At 71.6% G+C, this 21256-nt stretch carries 18 protein-coding genes; 4 read left to right on the top strand and 14 right to left on the bottom strand.

The window, feature by feature from the left end; all coding sequences use genetic code 11:
• Positions 1-11: 11 nt before the first annotated feature.
• The 3 genes from ACZ6YG_RS23040 to ACZ6YG_RS23030 are packed head-to-tail and all read left to right on the top strand — an operon-like array spanning position 12 to position 3427.
• Entirely contained in the window at positions 12-947 is a 936-nt protein-coding gene (locus ACZ6YG_RS23040) for an ABC transporter substrate-binding protein (protein WP_148033814.1), read from the top strand.
• Positions 944-2596 (top strand): choline dehydrogenase, encoded by a 1653-nt coding sequence (gene betA / locus ACZ6YG_RS23035; RefSeq protein WP_466019150.1) that lies wholly within the window; start codon positions 944-946, stop codon positions 2594-2596. Before ACZ6YG_RS23040 ends, betA begins: the two co-directional genes overlap by 4 nt.
• Positions 2597-2653: 57 nt before the next feature.
• Entirely contained in the window at positions 2654-3427 is a 774-nt protein-coding gene (locus ACZ6YG_RS23030; protein ID WP_466019149.1) for a TetR/AcrR family transcriptional regulator C-terminal domain-containing protein, read from the top strand.
• Between the two features lie 115 nt (positions 3428-3542).
• Here ACZ6YG_RS23030 and ACZ6YG_RS23025 read toward each other — a convergent pair whose 3' ends face one another.
• The 13 genes from ACZ6YG_RS23025 to ACZ6YG_RS22965 all read right to left on the bottom strand — a co-directional run bounded on the left by ACZ6YG_RS23025 (position 3543) and on the right by ACZ6YG_RS22965 (position 18673).
• A complete protein-coding gene (locus ACZ6YG_RS23025; RefSeq protein WP_466019148.1) occupies positions 3543-4313 on the bottom strand; it encodes a hypothetical protein in 771 nt (256 codons plus the stop codon).
• Positions 4314-4389: 76 nt separating this feature from the next.
• A complete protein-coding gene (locus ACZ6YG_RS23020; RefSeq protein ID WP_148033818.1) occupies positions 4390-4965 on the bottom strand; it encodes a GTP-binding protein in 576 nt (191 codons plus the stop codon).
• A complete protein-coding gene (locus tag ACZ6YG_RS23015) occupies positions 4946-5308 on the bottom strand; it encodes a DUF742 domain-containing protein (RefSeq protein WP_148033819.1) in 363 nt (120 codons plus the stop codon). The genes ACZ6YG_RS23020 and ACZ6YG_RS23015 overlap by 20 nt, the downstream gene beginning before the upstream one ends.
• Positions 5309-5335: 27 nt before the next feature.
• Positions 5336-5758, bottom strand: a complete 423-nt coding sequence (locus tag ACZ6YG_RS23010) for a roadblock/LC7 domain-containing protein (RefSeq protein WP_148033820.1) — start codon at positions 5756-5758, stop codon at positions 5336-5338.
• A 22-nt stretch (positions 5759-5780) separates the two neighbouring features.
• Positions 5781-8633 (bottom strand): sensor histidine kinase, encoded by a 2853-nt coding sequence (locus ACZ6YG_RS23005; RefSeq protein WP_466019147.1) that lies wholly within the window; start codon positions 8631-8633, stop codon positions 5781-5783.
• Between the two features lie 133 nt (positions 8634-8766).
• Complete coding sequence (locus ACZ6YG_RS23000; RefSeq protein ID WP_466019146.1) at positions 8767-10992, bottom strand: [protein-PII] uridylyltransferase; 2226 nt, start codon at positions 10990-10992, stop codon at positions 8767-8769.
• 30 nt (positions 10993-11022) lie between these two features.
• Positions 11023-11361 carry a P-II family nitrogen regulator gene (locus ACZ6YG_RS22995; RefSeq protein ID WP_148033823.1) on the bottom strand — a complete coding sequence of 113 codons (339 nt, stop codon included), beginning with the start codon at positions 11359-11361 and terminating at the stop codon, positions 11023-11025.
• A complete protein-coding gene (locus tag ACZ6YG_RS22990; RefSeq protein ID WP_148033824.1) occupies positions 11358-12668 on the bottom strand; it encodes an ammonium transporter in 1311 nt (436 codons plus the stop codon). Before ACZ6YG_RS22990 ends, ACZ6YG_RS22995 begins: the two co-directional genes overlap by 4 nt.
• A 176-nt stretch (positions 12669-12844) precedes the next feature.
• Positions 12845-13615, bottom strand: coding sequence for an MOSC domain-containing protein (locus tag ACZ6YG_RS22985; RefSeq protein WP_466019145.1), 771 nt, complete (start codon positions 13613-13615; stop codon positions 12845-12847).
• 80 nt (positions 13616-13695) lie between these two features.
• Complete coding sequence (locus ACZ6YG_RS22980) at positions 13696-14637, bottom strand: sigma-70 family RNA polymerase sigma factor (protein ID WP_466019144.1); 942 nt, start codon at positions 14635-14637, stop codon at positions 13696-13698.
• A gap of 103 nt (positions 14638-14740) precedes the next feature.
• A complete protein-coding gene (gene hutI / locus ACZ6YG_RS22975) occupies positions 14741-15889 on the bottom strand; it encodes an imidazolonepropionase (protein WP_466019143.1) in 1149 nt (382 codons plus the stop codon).
• Positions 15886-17208: a formimidoylglutamate deiminase gene (locus ACZ6YG_RS22970; RefSeq protein WP_466019142.1), complete on the bottom strand. Its 1323-nt coding sequence runs from the start codon at positions 17206-17208 to the stop codon at positions 15886-15888. The genes hutI and ACZ6YG_RS22970 overlap by 4 nt, the downstream gene beginning before the upstream one ends.
• Before the next feature lie 49 nt (positions 17209-17257).
• Complete coding sequence (locus tag ACZ6YG_RS22965; RefSeq protein ID WP_466019141.1) at positions 17258-18673, bottom strand: allantoate amidohydrolase; 1416 nt, start codon at positions 18671-18673, stop codon at positions 17258-17260.
• Positions 18674-18923: 250 nt separating this feature from the next.
• Between ACZ6YG_RS22965 and ACZ6YG_RS22960 the strand changes: the two genes are divergently transcribed.
• A complete protein-coding gene (locus ACZ6YG_RS22960; protein ID WP_466019140.1) occupies positions 18924-20522 on the top strand; it encodes a P-loop NTPase family protein in 1599 nt (532 codons plus the stop codon).
• A 24-nt stretch (positions 20523-20546) separates the two neighbouring features.
• Here ACZ6YG_RS22960 and ACZ6YG_RS22955 read toward each other — a convergent pair whose 3' ends face one another.
• Entirely contained in the window at positions 20547-21233 is a 687-nt protein-coding gene (locus ACZ6YG_RS22955; protein ID WP_466019139.1) for an SDR family oxidoreductase, read from the bottom strand.
• Between the last annotated feature and the right edge of the window lie 23 nt (positions 21234-21256).

Here is a 21256-nt window from a genome sequence, read left to right as displayed (position 1 = left end):
CGGAGACTCTCATGCGAACCAAGATTCTCGCCGGCCCGCTCGCGCTGGCCCTGCTCCTGACCGCCTGTACGGGCGAGGAGCCCAGCACGCAGGCCGACGCCAACCAGACGGTCAAGATCGACATCCACGGCTGGGTCGGGTACGAGGCCCAGGCCGCCGTGCTGTCCCACCTGCTCAAAACTCAGCTCGGTTACAAGGTGGAAACGCGCGAAATGGCCGAAGCCGACTCCTGGAAGGGCTTCGAGACCGGTGAGGTCGACGTCATCGTCGAGAACTGGGGTCACAACGACCTCAAGGAGGAGTACATCGAGAAGAAGAAGGTCGCCCTTTCCGCAGGTCTCACCGGCAACAAGGGGGTGATCGGATGGTACGTCCCCGAGTGGATGGCCAAGGAACACCCGAACATCACCGACTGGAGAAACCTCAACGACTACGCGCACCTCTTCAAGACTCCGAAATCCGGCGAACTCGGCCAGGTGCTCGACGGTGACCCGTCGTTCGTCACCAATGACGAGGCACTGGTCAAGAATCTCCGGCTGAATTACAAGGTCGTCTACTCGGGCAGCGAGGACGCATTGATCAAGGCCGCCCAGTCGGCGACCAAGAACAAGACGCCGCTGCTGCTCTACTTCTATGAGCCGCAATGGCTTTTCACCAAGGTCAAGCTGGTGAAGATCAATCTTCCCGCGCACGCCATCGGCTGTGACGCCCGCCCGGCCAGGGTCGCGTGCGACTATCCGCCGTACCTGCTCGACAAGATCGTCAGCAAGCGGTTCGCCGAGAACGGCGGCAGGGCGTACGAGCTGGTCCGCAATTTCCAGTGGACCAACGACGACCAGAACAAGGTCGCCAGCGACATGATCAACGAGGACCTGTCGGCCGCCGAGGCCGCGAAGCGCTGGGTCGAGGAGAACGAGATCGTGTGGAAGGACTGGATCCCCCGGTGAGCTACGACTATGTCATCGTGGGCGGCGGCTCGGCCGGCTGCGCCCTGGCCAACCGGCTGAGCGCCGATCCGTCCGTGTCGGTGCTGGTGCTGGAGGCGGGCCGCGCCGACTGGCGGTGGGACGTGTTCATCCACATGCCCGCCGCGCTGATGTTCCCCATCGGCAGCAGGTTCTACGACTGGAAGTACGAGTCGGAGCCCGAGCCGCACATGAACGGCCGGCGCGTCTACCACGCGCGCGGCAAGGTCCTCGGCGGCTCCAGCAGCATCAACGGCATGATCTTCCAGCGCGGCAACCCGCTCGACTACGAGCGCTGGGCGTCCGACCCCGGCATGGAGAGCTGGGACTACGCGCACTGCCTGCCGTACTTCAAGAAGATGGAGAGCTGCCTGGCCGACCCGGGCACCGATTTCCGCGGCGGCGAGGGCCCGCTCAAGCTGGAGCGCGGCCCCGCCGACGGGCCCCTGTTCCGGGCCTTCTTCGAGGCCGTCCAGCAGGCCGGGCACCCGCTCACCGACGACGTGAACGGCTACCGGCAGGAGGGCTTCGCCGCCTTCGACCGCAACCTGCACCGGGGCCGCCGGCTCAGCGCGGCCCGCGCCTACCTGCACCCGGTGCGCGGCCGCCGCAACCTGACGGTCAGGACCAGGGCCTTCGTGGAGCGGATCGTCTTCGAGGGCGACCGCGCGGTGGGGGTCATCTGCGACGGCGAGCGCATCACCGCGGGCGAGGTCGTCGTCTGCGGCGGCGCCGTCAACTCGCCGCAGCTGCTGCAGCTGTCCGGCGTCGGCCCCGCCCCGCTGCTGGAGCCGCTGGGCGTCGAGATGGTGCACGACCTGCCGGGCGTCGGCGAGAACCTGCAGGACCACCTGGAGGTGTACGTCCAGCACGCGTGCAGGCAGCCGGTGTCGCAGCAGCCGTCGCTGGCCAAGTGGCGCAGGCCGGTCATCGGCGCCCAGTGGCTGTTCCTGCGCGGCGGGCCGGGGGCCACCAACCACTTCGAGGCGGGCGGCTTCATCCGCTCCAACGACGAGGTCGCGTACCCGAACCTGATGTTCCACTTCCTGCCGATCGCGGTGCGCTACGACGGCTCCGCGCCGGCCGGCGGCCACGGCTACCAGGTGCACATCGGCCCGATGTACTCCGACGCCCGCGGCTCGGTCCGCATCACCTCCGCCGACCCGCGCGTCAAACCGGCCCTGCGCTTCAACTACCTGTCGACGGAGCAGGACCGCCGCGAGTGGGTGGAGGCGATCAGGCACGCCAGGGACATCCTTTCCCAGCCGGCCTGGGCGGACCTGGACGGCGGCGAGCTCTCCCCCGGCCCGTCCGTGGAGACCGACGAGCAGATCCTGGAGTGGGTGGCCCGCGACGCCGAGACGGCGCTGCACCCGTCGTGCACCTGCAAGATGGGCGTGGACGAGATGGCGGTCGTCGACCCCGCGACGCTGCGCGTGCACGGCCTGCGAGGGTTGCGCGTGGTCGACGCCTCGGTCATGCCGTACGTGACGAACGGCAACATCTACGCCCCGGTGATGATGCTCGCGGAGAAGGCCGCCGACCTCATCCTGGGCAACACCCCGCTGCCGCCGGAACCGGTCGAGTTCTACCGCCACCAGGTCAGCGGTCCGGCCGCTGGCACGTCCTGAGGACGGCCGTCAGCGCCCGGTTCAGGAGGTGCAACCGTACGGTGTACCGTACGTAGGGTGACAGTGGAGTACAGCGGCAGGGGAGACCCGGCGCGCAGCCTCGCGCTGCTCTGGCGCACCAGCGAGCGCGTCAGCCGGAAGGGCAAGCCCGACCTGAGCGTCGACCGGATCGTGCGCGCCGCCATCGAGGTGGCCGACGCCGACGGGCTCCAGGGGCTGTCCATGCGCCGGGTCGCGGAGAAGCTGGGCGTGGGCACGATGTCGCTCTACACGTACGTGCCGGGCAAGCCGGAGCTGCTCGACGTCATGCTCGACACCGTCTACGGCGAGACGGCCAGGCCGGAGGAGGCGCCCGGCGGCTGGCGGGCCCGGCTGGAGCTGATCGCCCGCGAGAACTGGGCGCTCTACCTGCGCCATCCCTGGCTGCTGCAGGTGGCCGCGAGCCGCCCGGTGCTCGGCCCCAACGTGACCGCCAAGTACGACTACGAGCTGCGCGCGGTCGACGGCATCGGGCTGACCGACGTGGAGATGGACTCGGTGATCACGCTGATCACCGGCTTCGTGCACGGCACGGCCCGGGGCGCGGTGGAGGCCGCCCAGGCGGAGAGCCAGACCGGCATGTCCGACGAGCAGTGGTGGGCCGCGCACGCGCCGTTCTTCAGCCGCATCGCCGACCCGTCACGCTTCCCCACCGCCGCACGGGTCGGCCAGGCCGCCGGCGAGACCCTCGGCGCCGCCTACAGCGCCGACCACGCCTTCGAGTTCGGCCTCCAGCGCGTCCTCGACGGCATCCAAGCCCTCATCGACAACCGCACCCCCTCAACCACCTGAAACCCACTCCTGACCTGCAGACCCACCCACGTCCGCCAAGCTTGCGGCGCCCGGCTCACTGGCGGCATCCCCGAGACCGGCGGTATCCGCCACGGTGGTGGCGTGCGTCTGTGACTCAGCTTGCCGGGCGTCGTTCCGTGGGTGGTTGCCCGGCGGCGAGCAGGGCTGCGCGGTGGCGCTCGGCCGGTGGTTCGGTCCAGGTCAGGCCTGGGCCGTCTTCGGCCAGCAGGCGGAACAGCACGTCGCGCAGCAGCGCGCGGGCGGGCATTCCGGGACGCTCGGCACGGAGCTTCTCGTAGCGGTCGAGGACGCGGGCCAGGTCGAGCAGCAGCGTGTTGCCCGAGTCGCCGCCCTCGGCCGCGAGGGTGACCACCAGGCTGCCGACGCTCTCGTCAGCGAACCGACCGGCGACGCCCTCGGCGCCGTCCGGACAGACGATCTCCCGTACGGCCTCGACGAAGGCGCGCCGGTCCATGCCGTCGACCTCGCCGCTGCCCAGCCAGCCGGGGCGCAGGTGCAGGACGCCCGGCTGTTCGGTGGTCACGCACGCGGTCACCAGCGCGCGCACCGTCTCCTCGGGGTCGTGCAGCCCCTCCGGGCCGCGCGCGGCGAACCGGTCCGCGAGCAGGTGCAGGGAGACGAGCCTCGGCGGGTCGTGGACGGCCAGCAGGCCGTGGTCCTCGCGGAGGTGATGCGGGCCCACCTTGTCCTGGTACGCCCGGAGCCCTTCCAAGAAGGCCACCCGGGCGTCCTCACCGAGCCCGGCCGCCCAGCCTCGCGGGGGCCGCTCGGGAGGCGCCTCCTCAGCGCGGGAGGCGTCGCGTCCGAAGGACCAGACGATCACACCGATGACGGCCAGGCCGCCCGCCAAGGCGATCCACACCATGCACGCCCTCACGATCAATTCCGGAGATATGCAGCGTAGTGTGGGCAAGCCTCATATTTCCGGTAATTCGCGTGACCTAAACCGGCGCCGCCCGGAGCCGGACCACGTGCTCCACCAGCGAGATCAGGGTCGACTTGACCGACTCGCGGTTGCGCGCGTCCGTACGGACGATGGGCACGTGCGGGGAGAGGGCCAGCGCCTCGCGCACCTCGGTGTCGGTGTGCGGGAACTGCCCGTCCCAGCCGTTGATGCCCACGATGAAGGGCAGCTGGGCCTCTTCGAAGTAGTCGATGGCCGGGAAGCTGTCGGCCAGCCGCCGCGTGTCGAGCAGCACCACGGCACCGATCGCGCCGCGCACCAGGTCGTCCCACATGAACCAGAACCGGTGCTGTCCGGGCGTGCCGAACAGGTAGAGGATGAGGTCCCGGTCCAGGGACACCCGGCCGAAGTCCATGGCCACGGTCGTGGTCTGCTTGTTCGGCGTCATGGCGAGGTCGTCGATCCCGGCGGAGGCGTCGGTCATCACCGCCTCGGTGGTCAGCGGGAGGATCTCGGACACCGCCCCCACGAACGTCGTCTTGCCGACGCCGAACCCGCCCGCGACCACGATCTTCGTCGAGGTGAGGCCGGGGCTAGAGCCTGCGAAGTCCACTGAGCACCCTTTCGAGCATGTTGAGGTCTGGCTGTCCCTGTTCGAGGCGTGGCGCGTGGAGGCGGACGAGCCCTTCATCGGACATGTCCGCCACCAGCACGCGGGCCACGCCCAGCGGGACCCGGAGCAGGGCCGAGATCTCGGCGACCGACCGGAACGAGCGACAGAGTTGCATGATCGCATCCTGCTCAGGAGTGAGCATGGCCATCTCGTCGTCCGGTATGGACATCGACGAGATCAACGTCTCCATCGCCAGGTGGTAGCGCGGCTCTGAACGGCCACCGGTCACCGCGTAAGGACGGAACAGGGGCTCTTCGTCCCCGTGCCCGTCACTCCCGTACACGGCCCTGTCCCTCCATGTCCATTCACATCACCGCGTCCTAGCCGCTTGCAGCTCGGCGCGGAGCGCCGGCGTGAGCGCCTGGCCCGCGCGGTCGACGAGCAGCGTCATCTGGTACGCCACCAGCCCCATGTCGCAGTCGGGCCCGGCCAGCACGGTCAGGACCGAGCCGTCGCTGATGGCCATGACGATGAGCAGCCCGCGCTGCATCTCCACCACGGTCTGCGTGACGGCCCCGCCTTCGAACACCCGCGAGGCTCCCACGGTGAGGCTCAGCAGTCCGGCCGACACCGCGGCGAGCTGGTCGGCCCGGTCCGGCGGGAAGCCTTCGGAGGCGGCCAGGCACAGCCCGTCAGCGGATACGACGACCGCGTGCGCGACCCCGGGCGTGTTCCGCACGAAGTCGGTGATCAGCCAGTCGAACCGGTGCGCCTCGTGACTGAGGGTCGTCACTCGCCCTCCTCAGGACGCTCGCTCACTCTTGCTCCTCCTGTTCGCGTACTTCCGCACGACCCCGCCGCACTCCCTGCTGGAAGCTGGCCATCCTGTTGCGCATCCGCTCGGCCGACAGGGGCGGCCTGGGCGGCTGAGCCTCCTGCTGAGGCGCCGGGCGACCGGCCGATCCCGGCACGAGGTTCGCCTTCGGCTTGCGCTTGGGGAGCCCCGCGGAGGTGACGCCGCCCAGGCTCGGGTCGCTCGCGGCGGCCGCCGCCTGCCAACCGGCGTCGGCGGCGTTCCGCCACGCTTCCTCCCCAGAGGGTACGGGCTGTGCGGAACTGTCCTCACTCCCGCCTGCCTCCTGCGCCTGCTCCTCCGGCGGCCGGCGGAACCAGGCCGACTCCACCGCGGCGAAGATCGGCAGGTACTCCTCCCGCTCGGCCTCCATCGGCGAGACGTCCGCCGAGGGCGGCGGCTCGGGCCTGCGCACGTCGTTCGCGGCGTGGCGGGCCGTCGGCGGCGGACCCTCCGGACTCGGGACGTCCGGGTTCGGGAAGTCGGAGCGTCCGGGCTGCCTGCGCGGCAGCTCCTGGCTCGGGAACGAGGGGAAGGATCCGGGCCGCTCCTGGGCGGGCGGCTGGACGGGCGGGTACGAGCCGGGCGCGAACCCCTGCTGGCCGGGGGGCGCGCTCGGGTACGACGGGAACGTCCCCGAGTCGTAGGAATGACGCGGCGCGTCGGTGTCGGCGCCGAACGGCCCCAGCGCGGGCCGGCCCGCTCCGGAGTCGTAGGAGTCGAGGCTCCCGTGCGAGCGGTAGCCGTTCTGCGCGGGCACCTGCGGCCGGTGCGGCACGGACGTGCTGCCCCCGCCGAACGCGGGCCGCTGCGGCAGCGGCTGCCTGGTGGCGTCCTGGATGAGCGCCGGCGGGATGAGCACCATCGCGATCAGCCCGATGCCCTCGCCCCTGCGCAGCTGCACCCGGATGCCGTGGCGCAGCGCCAGGCGGCCGACCACGAACAGGCCCATGCGCCGGGACACCGACACGTCCACCACTGGGGGCTCGGCCAGGCGGCGGTTGGCCTCGGCCAGCTCCTCCTCGGTCATGCTGATGCCGCTGTCGGTGACCGACAGCAGGGCCCCGCCGCCCTCGATGAGGCTGCTGGAGACGGTGACCTGCGAGTTGCTGGGCGAGAACTGCAGCGCGTTCTCCACCAGCTCGGCCACCAGGTGGACCAGGTCGTTGGCGACGCTGCCGAGCACCGAGGTGGCGCGGTGCACCTTGACCTGCACGCGCTCGTACCCCTCGACCTCCGACAGCGCGGCGCGCACCACGTCGACCAGCTTCGCCGGCTGGCTGCGCCGGCGGGTGGGCTCGTGGCCGGCGAGGACCAGCAGGTTCTCGGAGTTGCGGCGCATGCGGGTGGCCAGGTGGTCGAGCTTGAACAGGTCGGCCAGCCGGCCGCCGTCCTGCTCGCCCTTCTCCAGGCCGTCGATCAGCGAGATCTGCCGTTCGACCAGCGTCTGGGTGCGGCGCGAGAGGTTGACGAACATCGCGCTGATGTTGCCGCGCAGCTCGGCCTCCTCGCCCGCCAGCCGCACCGCCTGGCGGTGCACCTGGTCGAAGGCGCGGGCCACCTCGCCGATCTCGTCGTTGCCCGCGACGTCGATCGGGCGCACCTCGGGGGCGGTGGTCTCGCCGGAGACCCGCAGCTGGCGGACCACGTCCGGCAGGCGGAACCCGGCGATCTCCAGCGCTTCCGTGCGCAGGCGGCGCAGCGGCGTGACCATCGAGCGGGCGATGGCGACGGTGAGCAGCAGCACGATCAGCAGCAGCCCGACGATCAGCGTGCCGACGATGATCGCGTTGCGGACCTCGGAGTCGCGCAGCTCCTGCGACCGCAGCGCCACCTGCTCGCCCAGCGAGCTCTCGACCGAGACGAGCGCGGCGATGACCTTGGCGTTGTCCTCGAACCACTGGTCCGGCGGCGCCGTGTCGGGGTTCGTCGAGGCGAGCAGGTTGTCCCTGATCCGGACGCCGGGCGCGCGGCCGCTGGCCAGCGTGACGGCCCGGGACTTGGTCAGCTCGCTGTTGTAGTACTCGGGGATGGTCAGCGCGCGCTGCAGCTCCATGCCGGTCACGGCGCCGGCCTCCTGCGTCACGACCTGGATCTGGTTGCGCTGGGCGGCGTTCGCCGCGATGAACCGCTCGACTTCCTTGGCGTCCACGCTCTCGGCGTTGTAGTAGCCGCGCAGGAGCTGGACGCGCTGGCGGGAGACCTGTTCCTTGGCCCTGGTCAGGGCGCTCAGGGCGCGGAACCGGCCGACGATCTCGGGGTCCTCGCTGAGCAGGCTCAGCTCGTCGTGCAGGCGGAGCAGGGTGTCGAGCACCGTGTCGTACCGGGTGGTGTCGCGCTGGCCCTCGGCCCTGGTCCTGGGCAGGTTGTCCAGGTCGATGTGGGCGCGGGCGACGACGTCGGTGACGCGGTCGCCGTAGGACTCGTCCATCGCGCCGAGGTCCGCCTTCACGGCCCTGACGAGCCGGTCGACCTCCGCCTTGCGCTCCTCGTACGGCTTCTCCAGCCGCTTGCGCTGGGTCCGGGCGGCGTTGTGCCAGCCACCGGTGTCACGCTCCAGCCCGAGGGCCTGCACCAGATCGCGGATCCGCCCGGCCTGCTCGGCCGCGACGGCCGTGCGGTCGAAGGCGGCGACACTCTGGACGGACTCCACCACGCGCGCTCCCCCGAGCACGACGCCGGCGATGGTGGGAACCAGGACGAGTGCGGTCAACCGCCATCTCACTCGCCAGTTGCGCAGCGCGAGCCGAGGCAGTGCCCGCTTGGCGCGTTCACGCCTGGCGGCGAAGCCGCCGTCGGAGTTCCCCGTAGTCACTGCTCCCGCTACCCCTCAATCATCCCGATCCCATGCGGTCATCAGGCCGTCCACAAGGTATCCGCAGCATCTGACGTAACGCACAAACCGGACACAATCGTTACAAATGTGACCGCGTGTCGTGTGCTGTCGGTTATCGCAGTGCGGCAAGCACGGCGTCGCGGACCTGGTTGCGTTGAGTGCTGTCGCTGAGGGGGCGTCCAGCACGGTCGACCACGTAGAACACGTCCACCGCCTCCGCGCCGAGAGTCTCTACGCGAGCGGCTCTCACGTCAAGACCGCAGTCGCCGAAGGCACGCCCGATACGCCACAGAAGTCCGGGCTTGTCATGTGCCCTGACCTCGACCACGGTGGCGGTGGCGGAGGCGTCGTCCACCAGCGTCACCTTGGGCGGCGCGACCGGCACCCGGGCCGGCCGCATCGACCGCGTACGGCGGGCCAGTCTTTGCTCGATGTCAAGACGCCCGGCAAGCACCAGGCGGAGATCGGCTTCCAGGGTCGCAGGATCCGGCGGCGAGCCGTACTCGGGGATGACGGAGAACTCGATCACGGCGGTGGCGCCGGCGGAGGCGGCCGAGGCGGAGCGCACCACGAGCCGGTGCGCGGCCAGCACCCCGGCGGCGCTCCACAGCAGGCCGGCCCGGTCGGGCGCGACCACCGTCACCGCGCCGCCGTTGACCCGCACCGCCCCGCCGCCGTGGCGGGCCAGCGCGGCCTGCTCGGGCGAGAGCGAGGGTGCCTTGGGCGGCGGCGAGCCGGACAGCACCGAGCGCACCCTGCGTACGAGGTCGGCGACGAGGCCGGCCTTCCAGGCGTTCCACGCGGCCGGGCCGGTGGCGTTGCCGTCGGCGACGGCCAGCGCCGCCAGCAGTTCCAGCACCTCGCGGGAGCCCACGGTGGCGGCGACCTTCTCGATCGTGACGGGATCGTCCAGGTCGCGCCGGGTGGCGGTCTCGGGCAGCAGCAGATGGTGGCGGACCACCGTGGCCAGGACGTCGACGTCCCGGGGCGGCAGGCCGATGCGGACGCCGATGTCGCGCACCACGACCTCGCCGGTCGAGGAGTGGTCGCCTGGCCAGCCCTTGCCGATGTCGTGCAGCAGCGCCGAGATCAGCAGCAGGTCGGGGCGTGAGACCTCGCGGGTGTGGCCGGCGGCGTTCGCGGCCGCCTCGATCAGGTGGCGGTCGACGGTGAAGCGGTGGATCGGGTTGCGCTGCGGACGGTGCCGCACCCGCTCCCAGTCAGGAAGGAGTCTGACAATGATCCCCGCCTGGTCCAGCTCCTCCCACACGGGCACGGCCGCGCGTCCCGCGCCGAGGATCGACACCAGCGCGTCCCGCGCCTCCTCCGGCCACGGCACCGGCATCGGAGCCGACTGAGCTGCGAGAACGGACACGGACGCGGGAGCCAGCGGCAGGCCGGACTCGGCCGCCGCGGCGGCGGCGCGCAGCACCAGCACCGGGTCCTTGCGGGGCGAGACGCCCCTGGCGAGCACCACCTCACCGCCGTGCTCGACCACCCCGTCGGCGAGCGGGCGGCGGCCGCGGGGCGCCGGCCCTGACAGCAGCCTGTCAACCGAGCGCCAGGTCGCGTCGAACGCGTGGGAGATCGTCCGGCCCGCCTCGGCGAGCCTGCGCATGACCGCCTCGGCGTCGAGCAGGCCGAGGAGTCCGGCGACCGCGTCCTGTTCCTGCAGCACGAGCCTGTCGGTGCCGCGCGCGGTGACGACGTGGAGAGCGTGCCTGACGTCGAGGACGAACTCGTGGGCCTCACGCGCCCGGGGTCCGGGCGCGGAGGCCACCCAGGCCGCTGCCACGGCCTGCATCGCCTGGACGTCGCGGAGCCCGCCGCGGCCGTCCTTGAGGTCCGGTTCGAGGAGGAAGGCCAGCTCGCCGCTGGCCTGGGCCCGCTGGTCGGCCGCGTCGCGCAGCTCGCCCAGCCTGCGCCGGGAGTCGGCCCGCCACTCGGCGAGCACCGCCTCCCTGGCCCTCCGCGTCAGGTCCGGGTCACCCGCCACGTGCCGGGCCTGGATGAGGCCCAGCACGGCCTTGAGATCCTCGCGGGCCACCGCCACGGCCTCGTCCACGGTCCGGACGGAGTGGTCGAGGCCGATGGCGGAGTCCCAGACGGGGTACCAGATGCGGTCGGCTATCCGGCCGACGTCCGATCGGCCGTTGTGGAGCAGGACGAGGTCCAGGTCGCTGCCCGGGGCGAGTTCGCCCCGCCCGAGGCTGCCGACCGCGACCAGGGAGACGTGCTCTCCGTCGCTCGCCGTGCGGAAGAGATCCTTGAGCCAGCGATCGGTGTCGGCGGTCCGCTCCTTGCGGGCCGCGGCGTACGAGCGCGCCTCATCCCTCACTGTTCCCCCTGCTCCACCCAGGCGCCGTCGTCAGAGGGCCTCCGGCCCGCGCTCGCCCGTCCGCACCCGGATCACGGTGTCGACGGGGACCGACCACACCTTGCCGTCGCCGATCTTGCCGGTCTGCGCCGCCTTGACGATGACGTCGATGACGTCCTCGGCGTCGTCCTCCTCTGTCAGGACCTCCACGCGGACCTTCGGCACCAGGTCCACCTGGTATTCGGCACCGCGGTAGACCTCGGTGTGGCCGCGCTGGCGGCCGTAGCCGCTCGCCTCGCTGACGGTCATGCCCTTGATGCCGAACTGCTCCAGGGCGGCCTTCACGTCATCGAGCTTGAACGGCTTGATGACGGCTGTGATGAGCCTCATGCTTCCACCTTCTTGGGAGCCGGGGTGACGGGGCCGTTGGGGGAGGTCACGCCCGAGGCGTGCACGGTGCCGAGGTCGTAACCGGTCTCGGCGTGGGTGGTGACGTCGATGCCGGTGACCTCGTCCTCGACCGGGATCCGGAAGCCCATCGTCTTGTGGATGACGGTGCCGATGACCCAGGTGACCACGAACGAGTAGAGACCGACCGCGACCGGGCCGAGCACCTGGAGGCCGAGCTGGCCGAGCCCGCCGCCGTAGAACAGGCCCAGGCCCTGCGCGTCGGTGGCCGGGTAGGCGGCCACGAAGCCCAGCGCGACCGCGCCGATCACGCCGCCGACCAGGTGCACGCCGACCACGTCGAGCGAGTCGTCGTAGTTGAGCTTGTACTTCAGGCCGACCGCGAAGGCACAGACGGCGCCGGCGACGAGGCCGATGAGCGCGGCAGCCCAGGGGTCGACGAATCCACAGGCCGGGGTGATGGCGACCAGGCCGCTGACCGCGCCGGAGGCGACGCCGAGGCTGGTCGCGTGGCCGTCGCGGAGCTTCTCCACCACGATCCAGGCGCCGGCCGCGATGGCGGTGGCGAGCTGGGTGTTCATGAAGGCCAGACCGGCGATGCCGTCCACGATGAGCTCGGAGCCGGCGTTGAAGCCGAACCAGCCGAACCACAGCATGGCCGCGCCGAGCAGCACGAGCGTGAGGTTGTGCGGCCGCATCGGCTCCTTGCGCCAGCCCTGCCGCTTGCCGATGACGAGCGCCAGGGCGAGGGCCGCGGCGCCGGCGTTGATGTGCACGACGGTGCCGCCGGCGAAGTCCTCGATGCCCATCGAGTTGAGCCAGCCACCGCCCCAGACCCAGTGGGCGACCGGGAAGTAGACGATCGTCGCCCAGACCGCCGCGAACAGCACCCAGGCGCCGAACTTCGCCCGGTCCGCGATCGCGCCGCTGATCAGCGCGACGGTGATGATGGCGAACGTCAGCTGGAAGGCCGAGAAGACGAGGCTCGGCATGCCGGAGCCGTCGTCAGCCGTGGCCGTGTCGACGAGGCTCTGCAGACCGAGCGCGTCGAACCCGCCGACGAAGTTGTTGATCGCCGAGACGGGGTTCTCGGTGAAGGCGAGGGAGTGACCGTAGAACAGCCAGAGTACGGTGACGACGATGATCGCGGCGAACGACATCATCATCATGTTCAGGACGCTCTTGGCCCTGGTCATCCCGCCGTAGAACAGCGCGAGACCGGGGGTCATCAAGAGCACGAGCGCGGTGGCGGTGAGCATCCAGGCCGTGGTGCCGGTATCGATCTGCACGACGCGACCCTCCTTTGGTGTGACGTGATCGCCCCAGCGTGTTCGGCCCCCGTTTCGGGGCTCGACCTGGTGTGTTTCACGTTCGTGAATCTCGCCACACGGGTGTTTCGGGAGAGTTTCGGTCACCTCACGACCGGTATTCGGGAACTTTCCGATCGCTTCCCGGCGTGTCGCGTTCAGCCCGCCGGGCGCAGCCGCACCGGGTCGCCGGTCACGATGGCGCCGGGGCGCAGCACCCGCGCGTACACGCCCGCGCACGGCTCCGCTCCCAGGCCGGGTATGTCGACGCGGTTGTGCCGGGCCACCGTGCGCAGCGCGTCGGGATCGCGCGGCGACTCGCCGTGCGCCAGCGTCGGCACCGCGCAGCGCGGGGTGGGGATGACGATCTGGAGGACCAGCTCGTCGCCGATCTCCAGCTCGCGGCCCACCCAGCCGTTCTCCACGAACCCGGGCTCGTCCGTCCCGATCACCAGGTTGGGCCGGTAGCGCACGGCCTCCACCGTCCCGCGCGGGCTGAGCTCGCCGATCGCGGCCAGCGTCGACGTGGTCATCAGGTGTACGGGCGCGAAGTCGAAGAACGTGCCCGGCGGGGCGATCCCACCCACCTGGCTGACCGTGAACGCCACGTCGGCCTCGACGCCCTTGCCCAGCACCTCCTCCGGCACCGACCGTTCCAGCTCCGCGCCGTCCGGCGGCACGTCCACCACGCGGACCTCGCGGCCCAGCAGCTCCGACAGCTCCTCGTCCCCGGGGACCGCGCTGCCGTGCAGGGCCAGCAGGCCGCGCCAGAGCCGCGGGTTCTTGGCGCTGGCGATCTTTCCCGTCGCGACGTCGAGCACGGCCCTGACCCGGTCGCCGTCCAGCCCCCGCTCGGTCACCCGTACGCCGGAAACGTCCTCACCCAGCAGCGACTTCACCGGATAACGGCGGATTGTCTTCACGATCATGACCCGAGCCTACGGCCCTCCTGCGGCCGGACAAGCGGCGAGGCCGGCCCCGTCGGGGAACCGGCCTCGTGGAAGCCTTGTCAGGCGGCGGCGTCGGCCATGCGGCGCAGCCGCGCCAGCGCGTCGCGCTCGATCCGTCGGGCGCGGTCACGCCCGATGCCGTAACGCTCGCCCACCTCGGTGAGCGTGTGCTCGCGCCCGTCGACCAGCCCGTAACGCCAGCGCAACATTTCGCGCGTGTCGCCCTCCAGCCCGGTCAGCCACTCGTCGAGCCGCTCACGCTCCAGGATGTCGATCGCCTGCTGCTCGGGGTCTGCCCAGGTCTCGTCGGCGATCATGTCGCCCAGCTCGGTCTCGTCCTCGTCGCCCACGCCCAGCTGCAGCGACACCGGGTCGGACGCCCAGCGGCGCAGCTCCCGTACGCGCTCGACGGGCAGCTCCAGAATCTGCGCGAGGTCCTCGTCGGTCGGCTCGGCGTCGAACTCCGCCAGCATGTCGCGGCGCACCCGCATCAGCCGGGTCATCTGCTCCCCCGCGTGCGTCGGCAGCCGCACCGGCCTGGCCTGCTCGTGGATGGCCCGCCCCACCGACTGCCTGATCCACCACGTGGCGTAGGTGGAGAACTTGTATCCACGCTTGTAGTCGAACTTCTCGACCGCCCGCACCAGCCCGAGGTTGCCCTCCTGGACCAGGTCGATGAGGGGCATCCCGCGCCCCGAGTACTTGCGGGCCACGGCCACCACCAGGCGCAGGTTGGCCTGGATGAACTCGTCCTTCGCCCGCTGGCCCGAGACCGCCAGGCGCTCCAGCTCCTCGTCCGCCGTGTCACCGATCCGCGGCTCCGACCCCCCACTGTCGAGCAGCTGTTCGGCGAAAAGACCCGCCTCGATCCGTTTGGCGAGCTCCACCTCTTCCTCCGCGGTGAGCAGCGGGACCCTGCCGATCTCAGCCAGGTAGGTCCCCAGTAGATCTCGGTCCGCGACGTGCTGCTCCTGCGCGCGACTCCCCGTAGGCCTTGCCATCCCCAGGCACCTCGTTCCGCAGCTGCGTTCTATACCCGGCCAACGTCCGAACGGAAGCAAAGATTCCCAAAAGAACTACGACCACGGGAGGGTTCTGGATGTCCTACTCAAGAAGGAGACCGCCGCGGAACACCTGGTGAACGAGGGGAACGCCGGGCCGGTAGGCGAGGTGGACGTAGGAGGGAGCGTCGAGGACGACGAGGTCGGCGCGGCTGCCCGGCCGCAGCAAGCCTACGTCCGTCCTGGCGAGTGCGCGCGCCCCGCCCGCGGTGGCCGCCCTGATCGCCTCCAGCGGCGTCATGCGCATCTCCCGCACGGCGAGCGCCACGCAGAACGGCATCGACGAGGTGTACGAGGAGCCCGGGTTGCAGTCGGTGGCCAGCGCGACGCTCACCCCCGCGTCGATCAGCCTCCTGGCGTCGGGGTACGGGGAGCGGGTGGAGAACTCGGCCCCGGGCAGCAGCGTCGCCACCGTGCCCGACGAGGCGAGCGCGTCCACGTCGGCGCTGGTCAGGTGGGTGCAGTGGTCGGCCGACGCGGCGCCCAGCTCGCACGCGATCCGCACCCCCGGGCCCTCGCCGAGCTGGCCGGCGTGCACCCTGGCGCGCAGCCCCGCCTTGATGCCGGCGGTGAGGATCTCCCTGGTCTGGTCGCCGTCGAACGCGCCGCGCTCGCAGAACACGTCCACCCATCTCGCGTACGGCGCGCACGCCCGGAGCATGTCGCCGGTGACGAGCCGCACGTACGCGTCGGGATCGGCGCCGGCGGGCACCACGTGCGCGCCGAGGAACGTGGTCTCGTCGGTCAGCGTCGTGGCGATCTCCAGCGAGCGGCGCTCGTCCTCGACGGTCAGCCCGTAGCCGCTCTTGATCTCCACGGTGGTGGTGCCCTGCGCGTTCATCTCGGCCACCAGCGCGGCGGCGCGGACGGCCAGCTCGGCGTCGCTCGCGGCGCGGGTGGCGGCGACCGTGGTGCGGATGCCGCCGCCGGTGTACCTCTCGCCGGACATCCGGGCCTGGAACTCGGCCGTCCGGTCGCCCGCGAACACCAGGTGCGCGTGGCTGTCGACGAACCCGGGCACGACGCCCCGCCCCGCGACGTCCACCCGCGCGTCGGCGTCAGGGGCCTGCCCGGCCTCCCCCGTCCAGGCGACCAGGCCGTCCTCGATCACCAGGGCGGCGCCCTCGATCTCCTCGCGCTCCGGGTCGCCCGTGTAGAGCAGCCCGATCCCGTCGATCAGCGTCGTGGTCACCGCAACTCCTCCATCGCCTCGGCCAGCAGCGCGCCCACGTCGCCGAGCACGTGCCTGCCCTCGTCCACGATCCGGCGTCCGCCCGAGATCACCGTGCGCACGTCGGCCGCCGTCGCCGCGAACGCCACCGCCTCCAGCCCGGACGCGCCCGCCGTCCGTACCGTGTCCATCCGTACCGTCACCAGGTCGGCCCAGGCGCCCGGCACCAGCAGCCCCGCGTCCGGGAAGCCGAGCGAGGTGTGGCCCGCGGCGGTGGCGGCGCCCAGCAGCTCGGCGGCGGACCAGTGGCCGCGCCGCTCGGTGGCGAGCCGCGCGTTCAGCTCGACGGCGCGCGCCTCCTCGAACAGGTCGATCACCGCGTGGCTGTCGGAGCCGAGCGTCATCGGCGACCCGCGGTCGAACACCTCGCGCGCCGGCCCGATCCCGTCGGCCAGCTCCCGCTCGGTCGTCGGGCACATGCACATATGGGTGCGCGAGCTGCCGAGCAGCTCGATGTCCGCCTCCGACAGATGGGTGGCGTGCACGGCCGTCGAGCGCGGGCCCAGCGCCCCGTGCTCGTGCAGTACCCGCACGGGCGAGGCCGCGTACGCCGCCTCGCACGCGGCGTTCTCGGCCCGCTGCTCGGAGACGTGCGCGTGCAGCGGCGCGGCGTGCCGGTGGGAGAACTCCACCACCACCGGCATCTGCTCGGGCGGCACGGCGCGCACCGAGTGGATCGCCGCGCCGATCCGCACGTCCTGCTCTCCCCTGTACGCGGCGGCCAGCTCCTCCGCCCGCGCCGCCCACCCGCCGGCGTCGCCGTCGCCGAACCGCAGCTGCGTGCCCGCCAGCGCGACGCCGGGACCGCCGGACACGTAGCAGGCGTCGATCAGCGCGATGCGCAGCCCCGCCTCGCGGGCCGCCGTGATCAGCGCGTGCCCCATCGCGTTGCGGTCCCCGTACGGGGTGCCGCCGGGGCCATGGTGCAGGTAGTGGAACTCGCCCACGCAGGTGACCCCGGCCAGGGCCATCTCCGCGTACACCGCCCGCGCAAGCCTCAGGTAGGCATCGGGATCGAGCCGGTCGGCGACCTCGTACATACGGTCACGCCAGGTCCAGAAGTCGCCCCGGCCCTTCTGCGTGGCGGCGCGCAGCGCCCGGTGGAAGGCGTGGGAGTGCGCGTTGGCCAGCCCGGGAATCGTCAGCCCCGCCAGACGCCGCGCCCCGCCGGGCTCCCCTCTGGTGACACCGGCGATCCTCGCCCCCTCGACCTCCACCAGCACGCCGTCGACCACGCCTTCGGGCAGCCACGCCTGCTCACACCAGTAGATCAGCGACACAGCTCCTCCGCCACGTCATCAGCCGGACCATCCGGGAACCACCGGCGATTCAGCGGCACAACTCCTCCAGCACGTCGGCGAGCGCGATCACACCCGCCCGGCAGTCTGCCTCCTCGGCATGCTCTTCCGGCGAGTGGGACACGCCGGTGGGGTTCCGTACGAACAGCATCGCCGCCGGCACCCCCGCGGCGGCGAGGATCCCGGCATCATGCCCGGCCCCGGTCGCCAGCACCGGCACCTCCCCCGCCGCCCTCGCGACCCGCTCCCGCAACCCCCGCTCGAACTCCACAAGCGGCGTCCACGACTCCTCCCGCACCTCCACCACACGCCCACCGGAAAAACTCCCCCCCCGCCCGGGAGACCCCTCACCCCCTCCAAAGAGGTTCGCGCCCCCTCCGGCAGAGACTCCGCCCCCTCCGGGGAAACTCGCGCTCGCGCGAGAACTCGCGCTCTCCCCGGGAAAACCCCCGCCTCCGGAGGGGTTCACCCCCCATCCGGGAGGGATCTCTCCCGCTCCGGGAATCTCTCCCGAGGGGCCCTCGATTCTTTCCCCGGTGGTGCCGGGTGGGGTGTCGTCGGTGAGCTGGTCGTACAGGTCTCGGACGAGGGCGCGGACGCTCTCCTCGGTGGGCCCCCGGGCGTCGAGCCAGGCGGCGACGTGGCCCGGGATGGCGTTGGCGTTGTTGGGGGTGACCAGGACCTTGCCGACGGTGGCCAGCGCCTCGTGACGGGCGGCGGCCGAGCGGGCGGACAGCACCAGGCGGGCCAGCAGGAGCATCGGGTCGTCGCGGTCCGTCAGCCGCGTGGTGCCCGCGTGATCGGCCCGCCCGCCGAGGTCGAACCGCCACCGCCCGTGCGGCCAGATCGAGAGCCCCGCCCCGACGGGCCGGTCCAGCGCCGCCAGCGCCCTGCCCTGCTCGACGTGGAGCTCGACGAACGCCCCCACGGTGGCCAGCGTCTCCGGGTCGGGCCCGAGCCCGCGCGGGTCGCGTCCCGCCCTGGTGAGCACGTCGGCCAGGGTGTCGCCGCGGTCGTCGGTCAGCCCGAGCGCCCGCTCCGGCGCCAGCACCCCGGTGAGCAGCCGCGACCCCACGCACGGCACACCGAACCTGGCGCCCTCCTCGTCGGTGAAACAGGCGACCCCGAGCGGCCTCCCCGGCCGGAACCCCCGTTCGCGCAGCAGGTCGAGCGCGGCGAAGGCGGACACCACACCGAGCGGCCCGTCGTACGCCCCGCCCTGGCGGACGGAGTCGAGGTGGCTCCCGGCGACCACGCCCGGCTCCCCGGACGGGTCGCCCCACCAGGCCCACAGGTTGCCGTTGCGGTCCTCGTTCAGATCCAGCCCCCTGCGCGCCGACTCGCCGGCGAACCAGCCGCGCAGTTCGAGATCCGCGTCGGACCAGGCGTCCCGGACATAGCCGCCGGTGGCGGGGTCGCGCCCCACGTGCGCGAGTGCGTCGAGCATGAACACACTCTAGTGAATGGATCCATTCAGCCTCGCCACCCCGGGCTGTTCGTCCAGCCGGATCAGACGAATCAGAACGGCGAAGCCGTCGTCGGCTCCCGGCCAGCGGCGACGAACCACGGCAAGCCGACCACGATCCGTCATCCTCGCTCGCCTACGGCGCGTTTCCTCGGCGATCGCGCTGAACGGGCGGACCGTCGCACTTGAACCTTCTCCGGACGCAGCGCAGGAGTGATGACAGTATGTGCCCATGCGCCCACTCAGAGCGAAAACCTTCAACACCGCAGGTCCGTGTGATCCCCAGCTCCACTACATGGTGCCGCCGACTCCGCGGCTCCCCCAGGCGCGGGCGCTGATCGACATGGACCGGTACTTCGTGGTCCACGCGCCCCGGCAGACCGGCAAGACGACGGGTCTGCGCACCCTGGCGTCGGAGTTGACGGCCGAGAGGGACATCGCGGCCCTGGCGTTCTCCTGCGAGCGCGCCAAGGTGGCCGGTGACGACTACGCGGCCGCGGAGTCGATCCTGCTGCAATCCATCCGTGAGGCCGCCGAGCGGTCGGGCTGGCCGAAGAAACTGCTCCCGCCGGACCCCTGGCCGGAGGCTACGCCGGGCACCCGATTCGGTACGGGTCTGAGCGCGTGGTGCCGCCGCAGTCCGCGCCGGGTGGTGCTGTTCTTCGACGAGATCGACGCGCTGCAGGGCAGCAGCCTGGTCAGCTTCCTCTGCCAGCTCAGGGACGGTCACAACGCCCGCCCGGACGGGCACCCGTTCCCCTCTTCTGTGATCCTGTGCGGGCTGCGCGACGTGCGTGACTACAAGACCGCCGTGGGCGCCGACCCGGGCCGGTGCAATCCCACCAGCCCGTTCAACATCGTCACCAAGTCGCTGCGCCTGGGCGACTTCACCGCCGGCCAGATCGGTGAGCTGTACGGCCAGCACACCGAGGCGACCGGTCAGGAGTTCACCAAGGACGCGGTGGACCGGGTATTCGAGCTGACGCAAGGACAGCCGTGGCTGGTCAACGCCGTGGCCCACGAGATCACCTTCGAGATGGAGGTGATCGGCACCGTCACCGCCGGGCACGTGGAAGACGCCAAGGAACGGTTGATAAGGGCGCGTGCCACCCATCTGGACGCCCTCGTCGCGCGGCTGTACGAACCGCGGGTGGAACGGGTGATCGAACCGATCGTGGCGGGAACGTGGCCCGGCACGGACACCTCTTTCGACGACGACGTCTCCTACGTTCACGATCTGGGCCTCATCCGGGGGACCCAAGATCTGGAGATCGCCAACCCGATCTATCGGGAGGTTCTGCTACGGGTCCTGGGCGACCGTACGGAGCGGTTCGTCAAGGCCGATCCGCGTAGCTTCGTGCTGCCGGACGGCCGGTTCGACCTGCAGCGGCTGCTGCGGGAGTTCGTCGTGTTCTGGCGCGAGCACGGCGAGGTGCTCATCCGGCAGGAGGGCTACCACGAGGCCGCCTGCCAGATCATCCTCATGGCCTTCCTGCACCGGCTGGTCAACGGCGGCGGCCAGCTCGACCGGGAGTACGCCGCGGGCACCAAGCGCCTGGACGTGCTGGTCCGCTGGCCCTACACCGGCCCGGACGGCGAACGCCTGGTGCAGCGCGAGGCCATGGAGCTGAAGGTCTGGCGGGCCGGCAAGGACGACCCGCTGCCCGACGGTCTCGTACAGCTCGACGGGTACCTCGACCGGCTCAGCCTCACCACCGGCGTGCTCGTGATCTTCGACAGGCGCCCCGAAGCCCCGGCGTGGAAGGAGCGAGGGAGTTTCGCGCAGGCGACCACGCCGTCCGGCCGCCAGGTCACCGTTCTCCGTGGATAGCGGGGGAAGGGCCTGGAGGGAGGGTCAGGTGACCGGGCCCGCGCTCGGCCGGATGGTCAGCTCGGTGAGGTGCGCGTCCGGCCCGGCGGTGACCGCCGCCAGCACCGCACGGGCCACGGTGTCCGCGGCGAGGTAACGGTCGGGCTGGTAGTCGCCGCCCTCCTGCTCGCGCACGCTCCGCTGCATGTCGGTGTCGATCCGGCCCGGGTAGACCGTGGTCACCCGCAGCTCCGGCTCCTCCTGCCGGAGCGCGTCGGCGAACGCCCGCAGCGCGAACTTGCTGGCCGCGTACGCCCCCCAGCCCGGGTTGGCCCGCTGGCCGGCCCCGGAGTTGACGCACACCACGTGGCCGCCGGCCCGTCGCAGCGCGGGCAGCAGCAGCCGGGTCAGCTCGGCCACCGCGAACAGGTTGAGCTCCATGGTGTCGCGCCACACCGAGGCGGGCAGCTCGGCGACCCGGCCCAGCCGGGTGACGCCCGCGCTGTGCACGAGCACGTCGAGCCGGTCGACGTCCGCCACGTCGGCCTCGGTGACCTGGGTCAGCTCCACCGGCCACGCCCGTGCGCCGGGCAACCCGGCCGCGACCTCGTCCAGCGCCTCGGTGTCGCGCCCGCCGAGCAGGACGTCGTGGGTCGGGGCGAGAGCGCGCGCGACGGCCGCGCCCACGCCGCGGGAGGCGCCCGTGATCAGGGCCCTGGGTCGTTCACTCATGGACAGCAGCTTTTCACGGTTGA

The organism is Nonomuraea sp. NPDC054003 (assembly GCF_055585125.1).
The sequence above is the reverse complement of the archived record's forward strand: the minus strand, read 5'-3'. Positions and strand labels throughout refer to the sequence as shown.